The organism is uncultured Thioclava sp., assembly GCF_913064665.1.
GTDB classification, from domain to species: Bacteria; Pseudomonadota; Alphaproteobacteria; order Rhodobacterales; family Rhodobacteraceae; genus Thioclava; species Thioclava arctica.
The window spans coordinates 37,123-52,550 of sequence record NZ_CAJYBT010000011.1; the positions used below are offsets into that span (position 1 = coordinate 37,123).

Annotated in this window: 14 protein-coding genes and 1 tRNA gene; 6 read left to right on the forward strand and 9 right to left on the reverse strand. The window is 61.6% G+C overall.

Translation table 11 applies throughout. The features are described from left to right. Positions 1-7 precede the first annotated feature (7 nt). The 3 genes from QZ571_RS06580 to QZ571_RS06590 are packed head-to-tail and all read right to left on the reverse strand — an operon-like array spanning position 8 to position 3,148. Positions 8-868, reverse strand: a complete 861-nt coding sequence (locus tag QZ571_RS06580; protein WP_295532918.1) for a glycosyltransferase family 2 protein — start codon at positions 866-868, stop codon at positions 8-10. Then, positions 861-2,030, reverse strand: coding sequence for a polysaccharide pyruvyl transferase family protein (locus QZ571_RS06585; RefSeq protein ID WP_295532919.1), 1,170 nt, complete (start codon positions 2,028-2,030; stop codon positions 861-863). The genes QZ571_RS06580 and QZ571_RS06585 overlap by 8 nt, the downstream gene beginning before the upstream one ends. Beyond that, a complete protein-coding gene (locus tag QZ571_RS06590) occupies positions 2,027-3,148 on the reverse strand; it encodes a Coenzyme F420 hydrogenase/dehydrogenase, beta subunit C-terminal domain (protein WP_295532920.1) in 1,122 nt (373 codons plus the stop codon). The genes QZ571_RS06585 and QZ571_RS06590 overlap by 4 nt, the downstream gene beginning before the upstream one ends. Positions 3,149-3,481: 333 nt before the next feature. On the opposite strand from QZ571_RS06590, the gene QZ571_RS06595 reads away from it, so the two are divergent. Further along, positions 3,482-4,885, forward strand: a complete 1,404-nt coding sequence (locus tag QZ571_RS06595; protein ID WP_295532921.1) for an oligosaccharide flippase family protein — start codon at positions 3,482-3,484, stop codon at positions 4,883-4,885. Positions 4,886-5,042: 157 nt separating this feature from the next. On the opposite strand, the gene QZ571_RS06600 is transcribed toward QZ571_RS06595, so the two are convergent. From QZ571_RS06600 to pdxH, 6 genes are all read right to left on the reverse strand, one after another. Further along, positions 5,043-5,291: a hypothetical protein gene (locus QZ571_RS06600; RefSeq protein ID WP_295532922.1), complete on the reverse strand. Its 249-nt coding sequence runs from the start codon at positions 5,289-5,291 to the stop codon at positions 5,043-5,045. 80 nt (positions 5,292-5,371) lie between these two features. Beyond that, positions 5,372-9,043: a vitamin B12-dependent ribonucleotide reductase gene (locus QZ571_RS06605; protein ID WP_295532923.1), complete on the reverse strand. Its 3,672-nt coding sequence runs from the start codon at positions 9,041-9,043 to the stop codon at positions 5,372-5,374. A gap of 519 nt (positions 9,044-9,562) precedes the next feature. Continuing rightward, positions 9,563-9,639 (reverse strand) — tRNA-Pro (locus QZ571_RS06610). A gap of 42 nt (positions 9,640-9,681) precedes the next feature. Beyond that, a complete protein-coding gene (locus tag QZ571_RS06615; RefSeq protein ID WP_295532924.1) occupies positions 9,682-10,179 on the reverse strand; it encodes a DUF192 domain-containing protein in 498 nt (165 codons plus the stop codon). A gap of 8 nt (positions 10,180-10,187) precedes the next feature. Further along, complete coding sequence (locus QZ571_RS06620; protein ID WP_295532925.1) at positions 10,188-10,724, reverse strand: cold-shock protein; 537 nt, start codon at positions 10,722-10,724, stop codon at positions 10,188-10,190. 134 nt (positions 10,725-10,858) lie between these two features. Further along, positions 10,859-11,482, reverse strand: a complete 624-nt coding sequence (gene pdxH / locus QZ571_RS06625; protein ID WP_295532926.1) for a pyridoxamine 5'-phosphate oxidase — start codon at positions 11,480-11,482, stop codon at positions 10,859-10,861. A gap of 138 nt (positions 11,483-11,620) precedes the next feature. Here pdxH and fabI point away from each other — a divergent pair, with 138 nt between their 5' ends. The 5 genes from fabI to QZ571_RS06650 all read left to right on the forward strand — a co-directional run bounded on the left by fabI (position 11,621) and on the right by QZ571_RS06650 (position 15,399). Continuing rightward, positions 11,621-12,442, forward strand: a complete 822-nt coding sequence (gene fabI / locus QZ571_RS06630) for an enoyl-ACP reductase FabI (RefSeq protein ID WP_295532927.1) — start codon at positions 11,621-11,623, stop codon at positions 12,440-12,442. A 15-nt stretch (positions 12,443-12,457) separates the two neighbouring features. Further along, entirely contained in the window at positions 12,458-13,075 is a 618-nt protein-coding gene (locus QZ571_RS06635) for a LysE family translocator (RefSeq protein ID WP_295532928.1), read from the forward strand. A gap of 10 nt (positions 13,076-13,085) precedes the next feature. Continuing rightward, positions 13,086-13,592 (forward strand): xanthine phosphoribosyltransferase, encoded by a 507-nt coding sequence (gpt, locus tag QZ571_RS06640; RefSeq protein WP_295532929.1) that lies wholly within the window; start codon positions 13,086-13,088, stop codon positions 13,590-13,592. 10 nt (positions 13,593-13,602) lie between these two features. Beyond that, entirely contained in the window at positions 13,603-14,115 is a 513-nt protein-coding gene (locus tag QZ571_RS06645; RefSeq protein WP_295532930.1) for a DUF2127 domain-containing protein, read from the forward strand. A 99-nt stretch (positions 14,116-14,214) separates the two neighbouring features. Continuing rightward, entirely contained in the window at positions 14,215-15,399 is a 1,185-nt protein-coding gene (locus tag QZ571_RS06650) for an aminotransferase (protein ID WP_295532931.1), read from the forward strand. Positions 15,400-15,428 lie beyond the last annotated feature (29 nt).

Consider the following 15,428-nt stretch of genomic DNA (forward strand, 5'->3'; position numbering starts at 1 on the left):
CACTGAATTACAGATGCCCAAACACCGCTTGGCGCAGCATCCAGCCCATGCGTGCCAGCCGCAGTCGCGCCAATGTCACCAGCGCACGGCCCCGCTCGCCCGCGCCGTTCAGCCCCTTGTGACGCAGCACTTTGGGGCTATGGGCCAAAATTGAAAGCGGCATCAGCAGCGCTTTGCCCGCCCATTTCAGGCGCTCCAGCGGGGCCGATCCGTTCACGCCGAACCCCTCTTCGGTCAATCGCCGCCATTTGCGTGCCAGCGCCGCCCAATCCTGACGCGAAGGGTGACCCACGCGCAGCTCTTCAGCATAGACCAGTCGGTAGCCTTTCGCCGTCGCGCGTCGGCACCAATCGAGGTCTTCGGACAGACCCGCAATGAACGGTCCCGTGCCCTGATACACATCGCGCCGCGTCAGCAGGTTGCCGGTGCCGGAAAAGCCTTTTTCTTCGATATAGCGGCGGAAATCGAAAGCAAAGACCGTCTCGAACGCCTCCGCCCCCGAACGCGGCGGCGGCGTTTCGTCAAACACCGCGACATGCCCGCCCACCAGATCACCGCGCGCCATCACAGCGAACGCGGTCGCGATCCAGTCGGGGTCAGCGACGCAATCGCTGTCGATGAAAAACAACCGCTCAGCCGTGGTTTCAGCCACGCCACGATTGCGCGCCTCGGCGGCCCCCTTTTTCGTCTCGGTCACGATGCGCAGATCGGGAAAGGCCGCGCGCAGCGGGGCCAGATCGACGGTCGAGTTATTGTCGACAACCAGCAGTTCGCAGCGCGCATCAATCTGGGGTGCAAGCCGTTCAAGGCAGCGGATCAGGCGGGCCACATCATTGTAATGCGGGATGATAACGGCAGCCTCAGCCACGGATCCCCTCCATCAGCTTCAAGAGCGCCGTGTCATAGGCCCCCAACCGCACAAGCCCCTTGGCCAGCGCCTCTTTCATCTCGCGCGCCAGCGTGTCGCGCATGACATATCCTTCGGTGATCGCGCCAAACACCTGATCGGCGGAACCGGCGGTGCAATCCACAGTGCGCGGATAGCCCAGCGTGCCAAACAGCCCCGCGAATTTGCGGCTATAGGCCATTGGCACCACTGGCACACCGCTGGAAAACGCCGCGATACAGGCATGCATCCGCGCGCCGGTAAAGAAATCGAGCCCCGCAATATAGGATTTCGCAGCCCCCGGGCTATCAAACGCAGGCGCGCAGATCACGCCATGCGTGCCAGCCAGCGCCTCGCAGGCGCGCAGATCATCCTCGATCACCATCGGCCCGTTTGGCACGATCACATGGGGCACCAGATGCACCTCGGCGCCCTGCCCCTTGAACCACTCAATCAGCCGCGCGATGAGGGCCGGATAATCAAGGCTCATGCCAAAATCATTACCGCCCTGATAGCCCCCCACCATCAACAGCCCCGAGACGTTGATGCCGACGCGCGGCGCACCGCCCTCGGCGCGTTCAGGCGGCTGATAAGGCAGCCGCAGCGCCAAATCCGAAGCCGCCACAATCGGCCCCCGATAGCCCAGTGCGCGCAACGCCTCACCCGAGCGCTCATCGCGCGCCGCCACCAGCGCCGAGCGGTTGAGCGTGATCCGCGCCAGCCATTTCGACCAGCGTTTCGAAAACGGCCCGATCGTCTGCGGGGCCACCACCAAAGGCGTGCCCGCCAGATGCGCGGCGAACTTCATCCAGAACATTCGGATCAGCCGTTTTGCGCCGTAAATATCGGCGAAGCTATCGCCGCCTCCGATATCAATCACCAAATCGTTTGCTTTAAGAGTGGCAAACAAGCCTTTGGGAGACTTCAGAAAAGCGCCATCCACCTCGATCAATGTCAGATCATCGCCAGCCACGTAAGGCGCGCGCGCGTCTTTCCAGTCCAACACCGTGATCGCGATCTCGCGGCCCATCTGCCGCCCCAGTTTGCGCAGCAGCGCAACCTCGGACACGGTCAACGCGCCAACGCCCAGATTGTCCGAGCGGGTCGAGTGAAAAATCAGGCAGATGCGCAACGGGCGACTCATTTTGGCCTCGAAAATGCGCGTCGGATCGTGCCCGCGAAGTTGCGCAAATTCCGTACAATCGGGTTTTGGCGCGCACAGGCACGCAGGTCCATCCCGACATAAACGGGCACCGGGCGCGCCACCAGACGCAGCGCAGCAAGGCGGGCAAACAGCGCACGACGGCGCTCGCGTTGACCCGGCTGGATCGCGGCAAGCTTGGCGACATCGAAAGGCTGCGTTTGCACCGCGCCTGCCGCTTCTGCTTGTGCCAAAATCTCGGCGCCAAGCCGCGTGCGCGCCACGATCAGGCTGACGCCGGGGGCCTCGTCAAAGACCGGATACCCCTTGGCATCGGTCTCCCAGGCATCGGCGCAGACCAGATCGGCGGCCACGCCCGTGCCATCGGCGCAAATCTTGCAGCGATGCTGAACGTGATGCGCCAGCACCCCGCCCCAAGCGGAATGATAGTCGAGATCGCGCGTGCTGCCATCGCCAAGCGTCGCCGTCGCACGCCCCGGCCACCCGTTTCCGCGATAGCGAAAACCGGCAAGCTGATCCTCTGCGACGCCCATTTTCGCAAGCAGTTTTTGCGCGCCCGCAGCACTTGGAACGCCCGCGCAAAAGAATGACAAGATCACCGGGAAGGCGCGAGCCACGGCCGGGTGTTGCAGGCTTAGCGCGCGCAACGCCGAACAATCGCAGGGTTTCCCGATAAAGGCATAGCGCCGCCCCGAGGCCAGATATTGCGCCAGATCCGCAAGCGGGCTGGAGGGCGCATAGCGCGAGCCCGCCGCCTGTGCCACCTGCTCTGGCGTTTCACTGATGCGCGTGCGGTTGGCGGTGGGAGAGGCCGGATCGGCCTCAATCTGGATCACGCCATCCACCCGCCCCGAGGCCAAAAGATGCGCCGCCAGTGCCGACAACGCGCCCCCCGAAGCGCCGGCAAACCGCACGCTTTCATCGCCTGCCCAGCCCGTCACCATCTGCTGATACGGCCCCCAAAGCGGGTCGCGGCCCTCGCCTGCGCGCGCGCTCGATTGTCCCAATCCCGGGCAACTTGCCCAGATCGAGGCCTCTTGCGGCCCGCTCAGATCCGCGACTTGCACCGGGCGGGGAAATCCCGGCGGCGTCATTTCCATTGTAATACGCCCGGGCGCCAAACCGGCACAGAGCCCGCAGCCCGCGCAAAGATCCCCCTTGGCGACGCGCAAGAGCGCCGTGCTGGGGCTTGTGAAGGGCTCAGTCTTTTTGGGTGCCATGCTCTGCCAGTCTCATTTTGCATTGAGTTGAACAGGAAGAGCCTTGGGCTGACAAGCCCAATGCGCCTTACAGCGTTGCGAGCATGTCACAACAGCCACAGCCCACGCTTGACCGCAAGCCAGCAAGCGCCGAAACTTGCTCGAAAGCAAACCCGTCCCTTGCCGTTGCGTCACTCGATGCCTCGCGCAGACGCCGCGAGGCCCGATCCATTCATGCTGCGCACCGCACTGTTTATCCTGAGCGGAAATGCCGCGACCTCGGCTTTGCTGCTGGCGCGCAACCTGTTGTTGGCCCGGTTGATCCCGGTGGCCGATTACGGGGTCGCGGCGACGTTTGCGATGGTGATGGCGGTGCTGGAAATGGCCTCAACGCTGGAGCTGCATCAGCAAATCGTGCAATCGCCGCGCGGCAATGATCCGCGCTTTCAGGCCGCTTTGCAGGGGTTTCAGGTGCTGCGCGGCACTCTTTCGGCGGTGGCGCTGTTGGTGCTGGCGGGGCCGATCGCCGATTTCATGGGCATTCCGCAAGCCACCTCGGCCTATCGCTGGCTGGCGCTGATCCCGCTGCTCAATGCGCTGCAACATTTCGACATTCACCGTGCCCAGCGCAGCGGGCGGTATTTGCCAGTGCTGCTCACGGGCACGCTGCCCGCATTTGGCGCGCTATTGGCGCTATGGCCCTTGGCAAGCATATTTGGCGATTGGCGCGCGGCGCTTTGGGCGATGCTGATTTACACGATCCTTGGGGTAATCACCTCGCATCTTATGGCCGAGCGGCGCTATCAGTTGCGTCTGGACCGGGCAGAGATGCGCCAATCCATGCAGTTTGGCGCGCCGCTATTGGTCAATGCCGCGATGATGTATCTGGTGTTTCAGGGCGACAAGGTGATTGTCGGGCGCTTGGCCGGGATGGAGGCGCTGGCGATTTTCGCGATGGGGGTCACGCTGACGCTGACGCCAACCTTGATCGGGGCCAAGACGATCCAGAATTTCTTTTTGCCCAAGCTGGCCGCCGCTCGCGCAGCAGGTCGGCCCGATGTCCAACGTCATCTGGCCAAGGCCGCGTTCGAAGCCGCTTTGCTGACCGGCTCTGTTCTGGTGCTGGGCGTGTTTTTCCTGGGCACGCCTGTGATCCATCTGCTTTTGGGCGCGAAATACGCCAGCCTGAGCGGGCTGCTCATTCCGTTTGCGGTGTTGCAGGCGGTGCGCGTGGCCAAGACCGGGCCGACGGTGGTCGCGCTGTCGGTCGGGCAAAGCAGCAATGGAATGTGGGGAAACCTGCCGCGCGTGTTGATCTTGCCGGTGAGCTATCTGGTCCTGCGCGAAACCGGATCGTTCGTGTTCGTGATCTGGCTTTCGACGGCGGCCGAGGCAGTGGGGCTGGCGTTGACGCTGTGGCGGCTGCACCGGGTCAGCCCGCTGCCGCGCATCCCCGCGCCCCTACTGACGAGTGCGCTGACCTTGATTTCCATCACCGCTGCAACCCATTTCGCGCCGCTGCAAGGTCTAGGCGTCAAGGTCGACCTGTTGATGGGGCTGGCGCTGATCGGGATGCACGTGCTGTCGATGCGCGGGCTACGCTTCTATTTCGGGCGCAGGCTACCGGACGAAATCTAAGGCCCCGCCGAATATGAAAAGACCCCCTCCGAAAGGGACGGAAGGGGCCAGTCTCGCTGATCAGGCTCGTTGATTCACCGCCCGAGGTGTTATTGGTTTCGCCTGGGCCTTCTCAGCGTCTAGGGCGAGCGCACCCGCCCCGGATCTCAGTCGTCTCTCAGTGCAGCGCCATCGCGCCTTGGCTGCGCAGCGTGACCGTGGTCGCAGCGCCCGCCATGCGGATGTCGATCACATCCATGCGCTGGCGGTTCAGATCACCGCCCAGCATTTCAATCGAGGCATAGCCCCTAAACGTCGCGTCGATCAGCGAAGTCAGCGCCTCACCGGTCAGATCGGCCTCGATCCCGCCGGGGATTTCACGCAGCGCTTCGGGCGTCACCCGCTTATTTCCAACGATCAGTTCCACTTGCGTCCCTTCTCCGTCCCGTCTTCGCGGGCGTATCGTTCAAGGCCCGGCGCCATGGCACCGGACCTTTGTCATTGTCCTCAGCTACAGCCGCTGGTCGCGCCGCAGGTGTTGCACTTCATGCAGGTGCCGTTGCGCACGAGCGTATAGTTGCCGCAATCGCCGCAGGCCTCGCCCTCATAGCCCTGCAGCTTGGCCTTGACGCGCGCGTCCATTGCGACCCCGCCCGACGAGACGGCGGTGGTCGTGGTGACCTTGGCCTGCACGGTCTCACTGGTCAGCACATCGCTGATCTTGCCCCCGGCCAGCGCGCTGAGACCGCCCCCGCCTTGCAGCACCATCAGCTCTTGCGGCATCCGCTTGCGCAGGTAGCCGGTCGAGGAAATCTGGCGCAGCACTTCGAGCGACTTGCTGGCTTTATCCGAGACCGGCTCGACATTGGGCTTGCCCTCGGTCTCGCCGCCACCCAGATCGTCAAAGCTTGCGCCTTGCGGTTTGACATGGGCCAGATCGGTGCGGTCGAGATAGCTCACCGCCAGTTCGCGGAACACATAATCGAGGATCGAGGTCGCGTTCTTGATGCTGTCATTGCCCTGCACCATGCCCGCAGGTTCGAACTTGGTGAAGGTGAAGGCATCGACGAACTCTTCCAGCGGCACGCCATATTGCAGGCCAACCGACACCGCGATGGCGAAGTTGTTCATCATCGCGCGAAAGCCCGCGCCTTCCTTATGCATGTCGATGAAGATCTCACCCAGATCGCCGTCGTCATATTCGCCCGTGCGCAGGTAAACCTTGTGGCCACCGACCACGGCTTTTTGCGTGTAACCCTTGCGGCGCGAGGGCAGTTTTTCGCGGTGGCTGCGCACGACCTCCTTGACGATCACCTTCTCGATGATCTTCTCGGCCAACACGGCGGCCTTTTCCTGCGCCGAGCCGTTTGTGAGGATCTCTTCGGCTTCCTCATCATCCTCGATCAGCGCCGAAGCCAGCGGCTGGCTCAGTTTCGAGCCGTCTCGATAGAGCGCGTTCGCCTTGATCCCCAGCGACCAGCTGAGTTCGTAAGCGGCCAGCGTCTCGTCGATCGAAGCCGAGTTGGGCATGTTGATCGTCTTCGAGATCGCCCCCGAGATGAAGCTTTGCGCCGCCGCCATCATCGTGATGTGGCTGGCCACCGACAGATAGCGCTTGCCGGTCTTGCCGCAGGCATTGGCGCAATCGAACACGCCCAGATGCTCGTCTTTCAGATGCGGCGCCCCTTCCAGCGTCATCGTGCCGCAAACATGGTTATTGGCGGCCTCGATCTGCGCCTTGGTAAAGCCAAGGTGACGCAGCAGGTCAAAGGTCGGATCGTTCAGCTTCTCGGCCGGGATGCCCAGCGTTTTGGTGCAGAACTCTTCGCCCAGCGTCCACTGGTTGAACACGAAGCGGATATCGAAGGCGGTGGGCAGCGCGGCCTCGATCTTCTCGATCTCGCGCGGGCCAAAGCCATGCCCGATCAGCGCGGTGGTGTTGATATCGGGGCAGTTGCCAAGGCTGGCGTGACCCACGGCATGGGCGATCATTTCCTCGACCTGCGCAGACCCATAGCCCAGCTTTTCCAGCGCGGCAGGCACCGAGCGGTTGATGATCTTGAAATAGCCACCGCCTGCGAGTTTCTTGAACTTCACGAGTGCGAAGTCGGGCTCAATGCCGGTGGTGTCACAATCCATCACCAGACCGATCGTGCCGGTCGGTGCGATGACCGAGACTTGCGCGTTGCGATAGCCGTGCTTCTCGCCAAGGCTCAGCGCCTCGTCCCAAGCCTGTTGCGCCAACTCGACCAGACCCTGATCGGGGCAGCCTGCATGATCCAATGCGACCGGCTTGACCGCGAGGCCTTCATAGCCGTCGGTTTTGCCGCGCGCAGCGGTGCGGTGGTTGCGGATCACCCGCAGCATGTGGGCTGCGTTCTTTTCATAGCCGGGGAACGGCCCCAATTCGCCCGCCATCTCGGCCGAAGTCGCATAGGACACGCCCGTCATCACAGCGGTCAAAGCGCCACACAGCGCACGGCCCTCGGTGCTATCATAGCCGTAGCCCATATTCATCAGCAGACCGCCGATATTGGCATAGCCCAGACCCAGCGTGCGGAAATCATACGAGCGCTGCGCGATCTCTTGGCTCGGGAATTGCGCCATCAGCACCGAAATTTCCAGCGTCACGGTCCAAAGGCGGGTCGCGTGGACATAGGCTTGGGCGTCAAATTTGCCGTCCTTGTAGAAGGTCAGCAGGTTCATCGACGCCAAGTTACACGCCGTGTCATCAAGGAACATGTATTCCGAGCACGGGTTGGAGCCACGGATCGCGCCATCTTCGGGGCAGGTGTGCCAGTCATTCACGGTGTCGTGGAACTGGATGCCCGGATCGGCACAGGCCCAAGCGGCGTGACCGACCTGCTCCCACAGCTCACGCGCGCGGATGGTTTTCGCAACTTTGCCATCGGTGCGCCGGATCAGCTCCCACGGGGCGTCATCCTTGACCGCTTGCAGGAAGGCATTGGTCACGCGCACCGAGTTATTCGAGTTCTGACCCGAGACCGAGACATAGGCCTCACTATCCCAATCGGTGTCATAGGTCGGGAATTCGATGCTGGCGTAACCCTGACGGGCATATTGCAACACGCGGTTGATATAGGTTTCCGGGATCATCACGCGCTTGGCGGATTTGATCGCCTCTTTCAGCGCCGGATTGCTGGCTGGATCGACCGAGGTTTCGTCCGAGCCATCACATTCGCGGATCGCCGTGAAAATCTTGTTCAGCTCACGCTCATGCAGCTTCGAGCCGGCAACGAGGCTGGCGACTTTCTGCTCTTCGATCACCTTCCAGTTCACGAATTGCTCGATATCGGGGTGATCCATGTCGCAGATCACCATCTTGGCGGCGCGCCGCGTGGTGCCGCCCGATTTGATCGCGCCCGCAGCCCGGTCACCAATTTTAAGGAAGCCCATCAGCCCCGAGGATTTGCCGCCCCCCGAAAGCGACTCGCCGGCCGCGCGCAGGCTGGAGAAGTTGGTACCCGTGCCCGAGCCGTATTTGAACAGACGCGCCTCACGTACCCAGAGATCCATGATGCCGCCATCGCCCACCAGATCGTCTTTGACCGACTGGATAAAGCAGGCATGGGGCTGGGGATGTTCATAGGCCGAGGCCGATTTCGTCAGCTTGCCGGTTTTGAAATCGACGTAGTAATGACCCTGCGACGGCCCGTCGATGCCATAGGCCCAATGCAGGCCGGTGTTGAACCATTGCGGCGAATTCGGCGCGGCCATCTGTTCGGCCAGCATGAACCGCATCTCGTCATAATAGGCGCGCGCATCGGCCTCGGTGGTGAAATAGCCACCTTTCCAGCCCCAGTAGCACCACGCACCCGCCAGACGGTCGAACACTTGCTTGGCCGAGGATTCGCCCGTGAACCGCGCCTCTTCGGGCAGGCCAGCCAGCGCCTCTTCATCAGGAACCGAGCGCCACAGGAATTCGGGCATGCCCTTTTCCTTGACCTTTTTCAGCGCCGCCGGAACGCCTGCCTTGCGGAAATACTTTTGGGCTAGCACGTCCGAGGCAACTTGGCTCCAGCGCTTGGGCACTTCCACCGAATCGTTGCGAAACACCACCGTGCCATCGGGATTGCGAATCTCGGAAGCGGTTGTCGTGAAGGCCAGTGCCCCATAGGCGCCGGTCTCTTCGGTGGTGAATTTCCGTTCGATCTTCATTTGCCCAAATCCCGTCTGATTATTCAAGAGTGGCTGGGCAGTGGGCAAAGTCAGATCGTGCGCGCGCAACACAACTGTGCGAGTCGCGGCAACACAGACTGCTGCCATCCCAATACCTGTCCCTTAGCCCACCCGCCCCACTACATCTGGTAGTGACGCCGCTGACAAACCACAACCTGCCGTAGGGCTAGCGATCCGTCAACGACTCTTTAATGCTGTTCAGGGCCATTTTTGTGTTGACCAAGCCCATTTGACGAGGTCGACCCGATTCATCCACACCGGGGCTGTGGACAGTCTTGCTTGGGCGCGACAGAAAAATGCCTGTGATCTATAGGACTTGGCGGTAACGACGCCGTGATTGTGGGCAATTGATCCACATTCCCCAATATCTTGTGGACAATGTGACAGGGGGATGACGATTTTTCTCGCGAAATCGGCGGGCGTGGCTCTAGTGCCACAGCGCAGTGCCGCCACAAGATATAGTGGCGCGCGAAGATTTATGACCGAGAGAGAGAGTTATGGTCGGGGCGGCGAGATTCGAACTCACGACCTTCTGTACCCAAAACAGACGCGCTACCAGGCTGCGCTACGCCCCGACTGGGGGTTTCATAGCCGCCCCGCGCGGCCAAGGAAAGGGGTCATGGACAGGGAAATGCCGCGCGCGCCTGATCTATCCTGGGATGAGCCAGCAGAGCGCCCTCTTTGATGCCCAGCCGCGCGGCCAATCCGCCGTTGATTTCAAGAACGAATTGCACCGGCGCACCCGAGGGAAGCGGCGTGTCATCCATCGGCTTGGCGTTGCGCGCAATGTTCACCACCCGGCCCGCCGCATCGATGTAGATAATGTCGAGCCCTAGCAAAGTGTCATGCATCCAGAACGAGACGTCGCGCGCAGTGGGATAGACAAACAACATGCCTGCGCTGCTGGGCATATGGGGGCGCCCCATCAGACCCTGCGCGCGCGCGCCGGGCGTATCGGCGATTTCAACGTTGAATTGCGACAGCTGCCCGCCCTGAGACACGATCGCCAAATCATCGCGGCACTGAGGGGCGCTTTGGTTTTGCGCATGCGCCGATGTAACATCCAGAAACAGCGCCACACTCAGCGCCAGAATCGGGATCATCAGCCGCAACAACGTTGCGCCTAACGCGTCTCGCGCAAAGTTGCGTCCCATGCCAGAACCTGTGCTGCCATCCGACCGCGCTTGCCCTCGATCACACGCAGACACACCGCTTCGCCCGGTGCCAGATCGGCAAAGCCCGAGCGGCGCAACACTTCCATGTGAATGAACACGTCCTCGTCGCGCTCGAACACATTGGCAAAGCCAAAGCCCTTGCCCTTCTCGAACCACTTCACCCGTGCAGGCTCCAGCGGCAGCGCGATGAGTTCTTCGGGGGAGTTCTCGCCCAAATCCTCGATCGGGGCGACCATTTCGCCCTCGGGCGGTGTAATCGCCGTAACCTCGACGGCCTGTGCCCCCCGCGGCGTTGTCTGCACCTTGACCGTGATCTGGGCATGATCGGCTACCGAGCCCTGACCAAAATTGCGCAAGACATTGGCATGCAGCAAAATGTCTGGCCCACCGGTCTGATCCAGAATGAATCCGAACCCTTTGACCGGGTCGAACCACTTCACCTCTCCCGTGATCTCGCTCAGCAATTCGGGGCTCTCGCCTAACATCTTCCATCCCGTCTGCATGTTCGAGCTTTCCTGTTCGCATGTCTTTCGTGCGGACAGTCTGGCGCTTCAAGAGGTGGATCATCAAGAGAATTCCTCGTGATTCAAGTGGCTTCGCATTTCACGAAGCGTGAAATTCAGGGATTCAGCCGAGTAATTTGCCACGCGGCATCGGGCGTTACCCGGGCCCAGCGGAACCGATCATGCAGACGAAACGCGCCATCTGCCCAGAATTCTATCTCCAAGGGCTTGATTCTGAACCCTCCCCAGAACTCGGGGCGTTTTGGGTTCGTGCCATGCGTCGCGGTGATCTTTGCGACATCGGCCATCAGGCTCGCGCGCGATGACAATGGCTCACTTTGTCGCGAGGCCCAGGCACCAAGCCGGGATTTGAGCGAACGCGACGCGTAATAGGCATCCGCCTGCGGCCCATCCTCGCGCGTCACCAGCCCGCGCACCCGAATCTGGCGGCGCAGCGATTTCCAATGCATCACGAAGGCCGCCTTACCCGCGCCCTCGACTTCGCGCGCCTTGACCGAGCCGTAATTGGTATAAAACACAAAAGCCCCGCCCGAGGGCGCGTCCAGCCTCTCGATTTCCTTGAGAAGCACCATGCGCGCATTGGGCAAACCGTCCGCGTCAACACTCGCCAGCGCAATCGCGTTGGGATCGTTGATCTCAGATTGCTGGGCCTCATCAAGCCAGCTTTGTGCAATCGCAAACGGGTCATCGCCCGCAAAAATTCCACTTCTGTCGCTCATATTTCCCCCGATCCTGCGTGTGGCTTTCACCCTGCCCCGCGTCAGAATGCTCTTACCGAGGGTCAGTAGCCTTGATGCCTCTTCACCTTTCGCCTAAAGCATTCAGACTTACCAGACCGAAGCGGGGGAAAACCTGACATGTCGAATAACCTGATGGCGGGCAAACGCGGCCTGATTATGGGCCTCGCGAATGATAAATCCATCGCTTGGGGGATTGCCAAATCGCTGGGCGATGCTGGCGCGGAACTTGCCTTTTCCTACCAAGGCGAAGCGCTGAAAAAGCGCGTGGGGCCGCTGGCCGCCCAATTGGGCGCGGATACGCTGATTGAATGCGATGTCGCCGATGGCGCCTCGATCGACCGGCTGTTCGAGACGCTCAAAGAGAAATGGGGCAAGCTGGATTTCGTCGTCCACGCCATTGGCTTCTCGGACAAAAATGAATTGCGCGGCCGGTACGTCGACACCTCGCGCGACAATTTCACGATGACGATGGACATCTCGGTCTATTCCTTCACCGCCGTCTGCGCACGCGCCTCGGCGCTGATGACTGATGGCGGCTCGCTGCTGACGCTGACCTATTACGGCGCCGAGCAGGTGATGCCGCATTACAACGTGATGGGCGTCGCCAAAGCCGCGCTTGAGGCCTCGGTGAAATACATCGCCGAGGATCTGGGCAAGAACAACATCCGCTGCAACGCGATTTCCGCAGGTCCGATCAAGACGCTGGCCGCCTCGGGCATCGGCGATTTCCGCTACATCATGAAGTGGAATGAGCTGAACTCACCGCTGCGCCGCAACGTGACGCAGGAAGAGGTCGGCAAGGCCGCGCTCTATCTGCTCTCCGATCTGGGCTCTGGCACGACGGGCGAGACGCTGCATGTCGATGCGGGCTATCACGTCGTGGGCATGAAGGCGGTCGATGCGCCCGATATCGACGTGGTCACCGGTCGCAAAGACTGATCTGAAAGAGCGGATATGAGTCTCGCGGCCTTCACAGCGCTGTATTTCGTGCATCTGGCAGCAGCAATGTCGCCGGGGCCTGCGGTGTTGCTGGCGATGCGCACCAGCCTGCGCGAGGGCTTCGTGCGCGGCGTCTGGCTGGCGATTGGAATCGGCCTTGGCGCGTGTATCTGGGCGGCGGCGGCGCTGTTTGGTCTGGCTTTGGTGTTCAAGATTGCGCCCGGCCTGCTGAGCGTGCTGAAATTCGCAGGTGCCGCCTATCTGCTGTGGCTGGCCTTCAAGATGTGGCGCCATGCAAACGATCCGCTCGAGACCGACCTGCCCCGCCTGCCGCAAGACCGCTCGCCTCTGCGGCTGGTCTGGCTGGGCATCTCGACGCAACTCGCCAATCCCAAACCGGCCGTGTTCTTTGGCACGATTTTTCTTACTTTCATTCCCCCCGCTGCCCCGCTTTGGGCCTATGCGGCGATCCTTGGCATCGTGTTTTTCAACGATGCGGGCTGGAATGTGATTGTGGCGCGCGTGTTCTCGCTTGCGAAAACCCGCGCCGCCTATCTAAACCTTAAATCCGTGATCGAGCGTGTCTTTGGCGGCCTTCTCGCCCTGCTCGGCCTCAAACTCGCCCTGACCTAAGGAGAGACCGATGCCCGACTTGCTGCCCCATGAAAAAGGTTTCCATGTCAGCTGGGATCAGCTGCATCGCGACGCCCGCGCTCTGGCGTGGCGGCTGGATGGTAAAGGGCCCGACAGTGGCAGCTGGCGCGGTGTGCTGGGGATCACGCGGGGCGGCCTGGTGCCCGCCGCGATCGTCGCGCGCGAGCTCGACATCCGGATGGTCGATACGATCTCGGTGAAAAGCTATAATCACCAAGAACAACGCGCCCCCGAGGTCATCAAACCCGCGCAAGACTCGTTTCTGCACGATGGCGGCGAAGGCATTCTGATCGTCGATGATCTGGTGGATACCGGCAAAACGCTGCAACTGGTGCGCGATCTGTTCCCCAAGGCGCATTTCGCGACCTGCTACGCCAAACCCCAAGGCGAGCCGCTGGTCGATACCTTCATCACCGAGGTCAGCCAGGACACCTGGATCTTCTTCCCCTGGGACATGGCGCTGCAATACGTTCAGCCCTATCGCGGCACGGATTGAGCCCCAATAAATGCGCCTGACAGACCCTAACACCCGCCTTGGGCGGTTTCTGCACTGGTTGTTTGAGATCAGTCTCGTGCTCAAGGGGCTGTTCGCGACGGCGGAAACGCTGTCGGGGCTGGCGCTGCTGGGCATGCCCGGCAATGCGGTGCTGCGACTGGCGCAATGGCTGACCCATCGAGAATTGACCGAAGACCCCCATGACGCGATTGCTGCGGCGCTGCTTAACGCAGCCCAGCATTTCTCGATCGAAACGCAAAGTTTTTATGGTTTTTACTTCACCAGTCACGGCGCGTTGAAACTGGTCGTGGTGGTCTTGCTGATGCGCGGCGTGCTTTGGGCCTATCCGGGCGCGGTTGCGCTATTGACCGCCTTTGTGGTCTATCAAATGTATCTCTGGAGCCTGCATCATGCGATCTCGATGCTGTTGCTGACGGCGCTTGATCTGGTGGTGATCGCGTTGACGGTGCGCGAATGGTATGTGCGTCACGGCTTTGCGATCCGCCACTCATCGCAGAAATAACCGTTTCATCTGGCCAAAAATACTCCCGCCGGAGGCATCCGCGACTTGCCAATCCCGCCGCCCTCTGGTGATCTCGCGCGATCAGCCAAAGGACACCCGATGCCCCACCCGCTCAATCCCGCAATTGCCGCCACCTTTGCCCCCCCGGTGATGGAGGCGCGGCGCTGGCTGGACGGGGTGCACTTCCCCCCCGAGCGCCCCTTGATCAATGTCAGCCAAGCCGCGCCGCTCGATCTGCCCCCCGAAGGGTTGCGCCAAGCGATTGCGCAGGCCGCGCTGCACGACCCGCAAGCGCATCTGTATGGCCCCGTACTGGGTCTGCCCGAATTGCGCGCCGAGATTGCAGCGCAATGGGTGCCCCATTATGGCGGCACCATCGCGCCTGAACAGGTCGCGATCACGCAGGGCTGCAATCAGGCGTTTTGCGCCGCGATTGCCACGCTGGCAGGGGCGGGTGATGAGGTAATCTTGCCCACGCCATGGTATTTCAATCACAAAATGTGGCTGGATATGACCGGCGTAAAGACCGTGCCGCTTGCCCCCGGTGCCGGCCTGCTACCCGACCCGGACGAGGCGGCCGCCAAGATCACGCCGCGCACCCGCGCGATTGTTCTGGTCAGCCCAAACAATCCGGGCGGAGCGGAATATCCCGCCGATCTGATCCGCGCTTTCGCGGAACTGGCGCGCCGTCATTCCATCGCGCTGATTGTGGATGAAACCTATCGCGATTTTGACAGCCGCGAGGGCGCGCCCCATGATCTGTTCACCGATCCCGATTGGTCGGATTATTTCATCCAGCTCTACAGCTTTTCCAAGGCCTACCGCCTAACCGGTCATCGCGTGGGTGCGATCGTCGCCAGCCAGGCACGCCTCGCCGAGGTTGAAAAATTCCTCGATACGGTCGCGATCTGCCCCAATCAGCTTGGCCAGATGGCCGCACTTTGGGGGATGCGCAATCTTGGGGACTGGCTGGCAGGCAAGCGTCGCGAAATCCTCGCACGCCGCGCTGCGATGGCGCAGGGGCTTGAGGCCCTTGAGGGGTGGGAGTTGCTCGGCTGTGGCGCCTATTTCGCCTATGCCACCCATCCCGACCCGCGCCCCTCGCCCGAATATGCCCGCGCGCTGGTGCGCGAAGCGGGGGTCTTGATGCTGCCGGGCACCATGTTCATGCCCCAAGGCAGCGCCCAAGCCACCCGCCAAATGCGCATCGCATTTGCCAATATCGACACCCCTGCCATCACGGAATTGATGGCACGCCTTGCAGCCCTGCAGCCAAAGCCCTAAACACCGCCAAAAGAGCGTCCGAGGAGGAA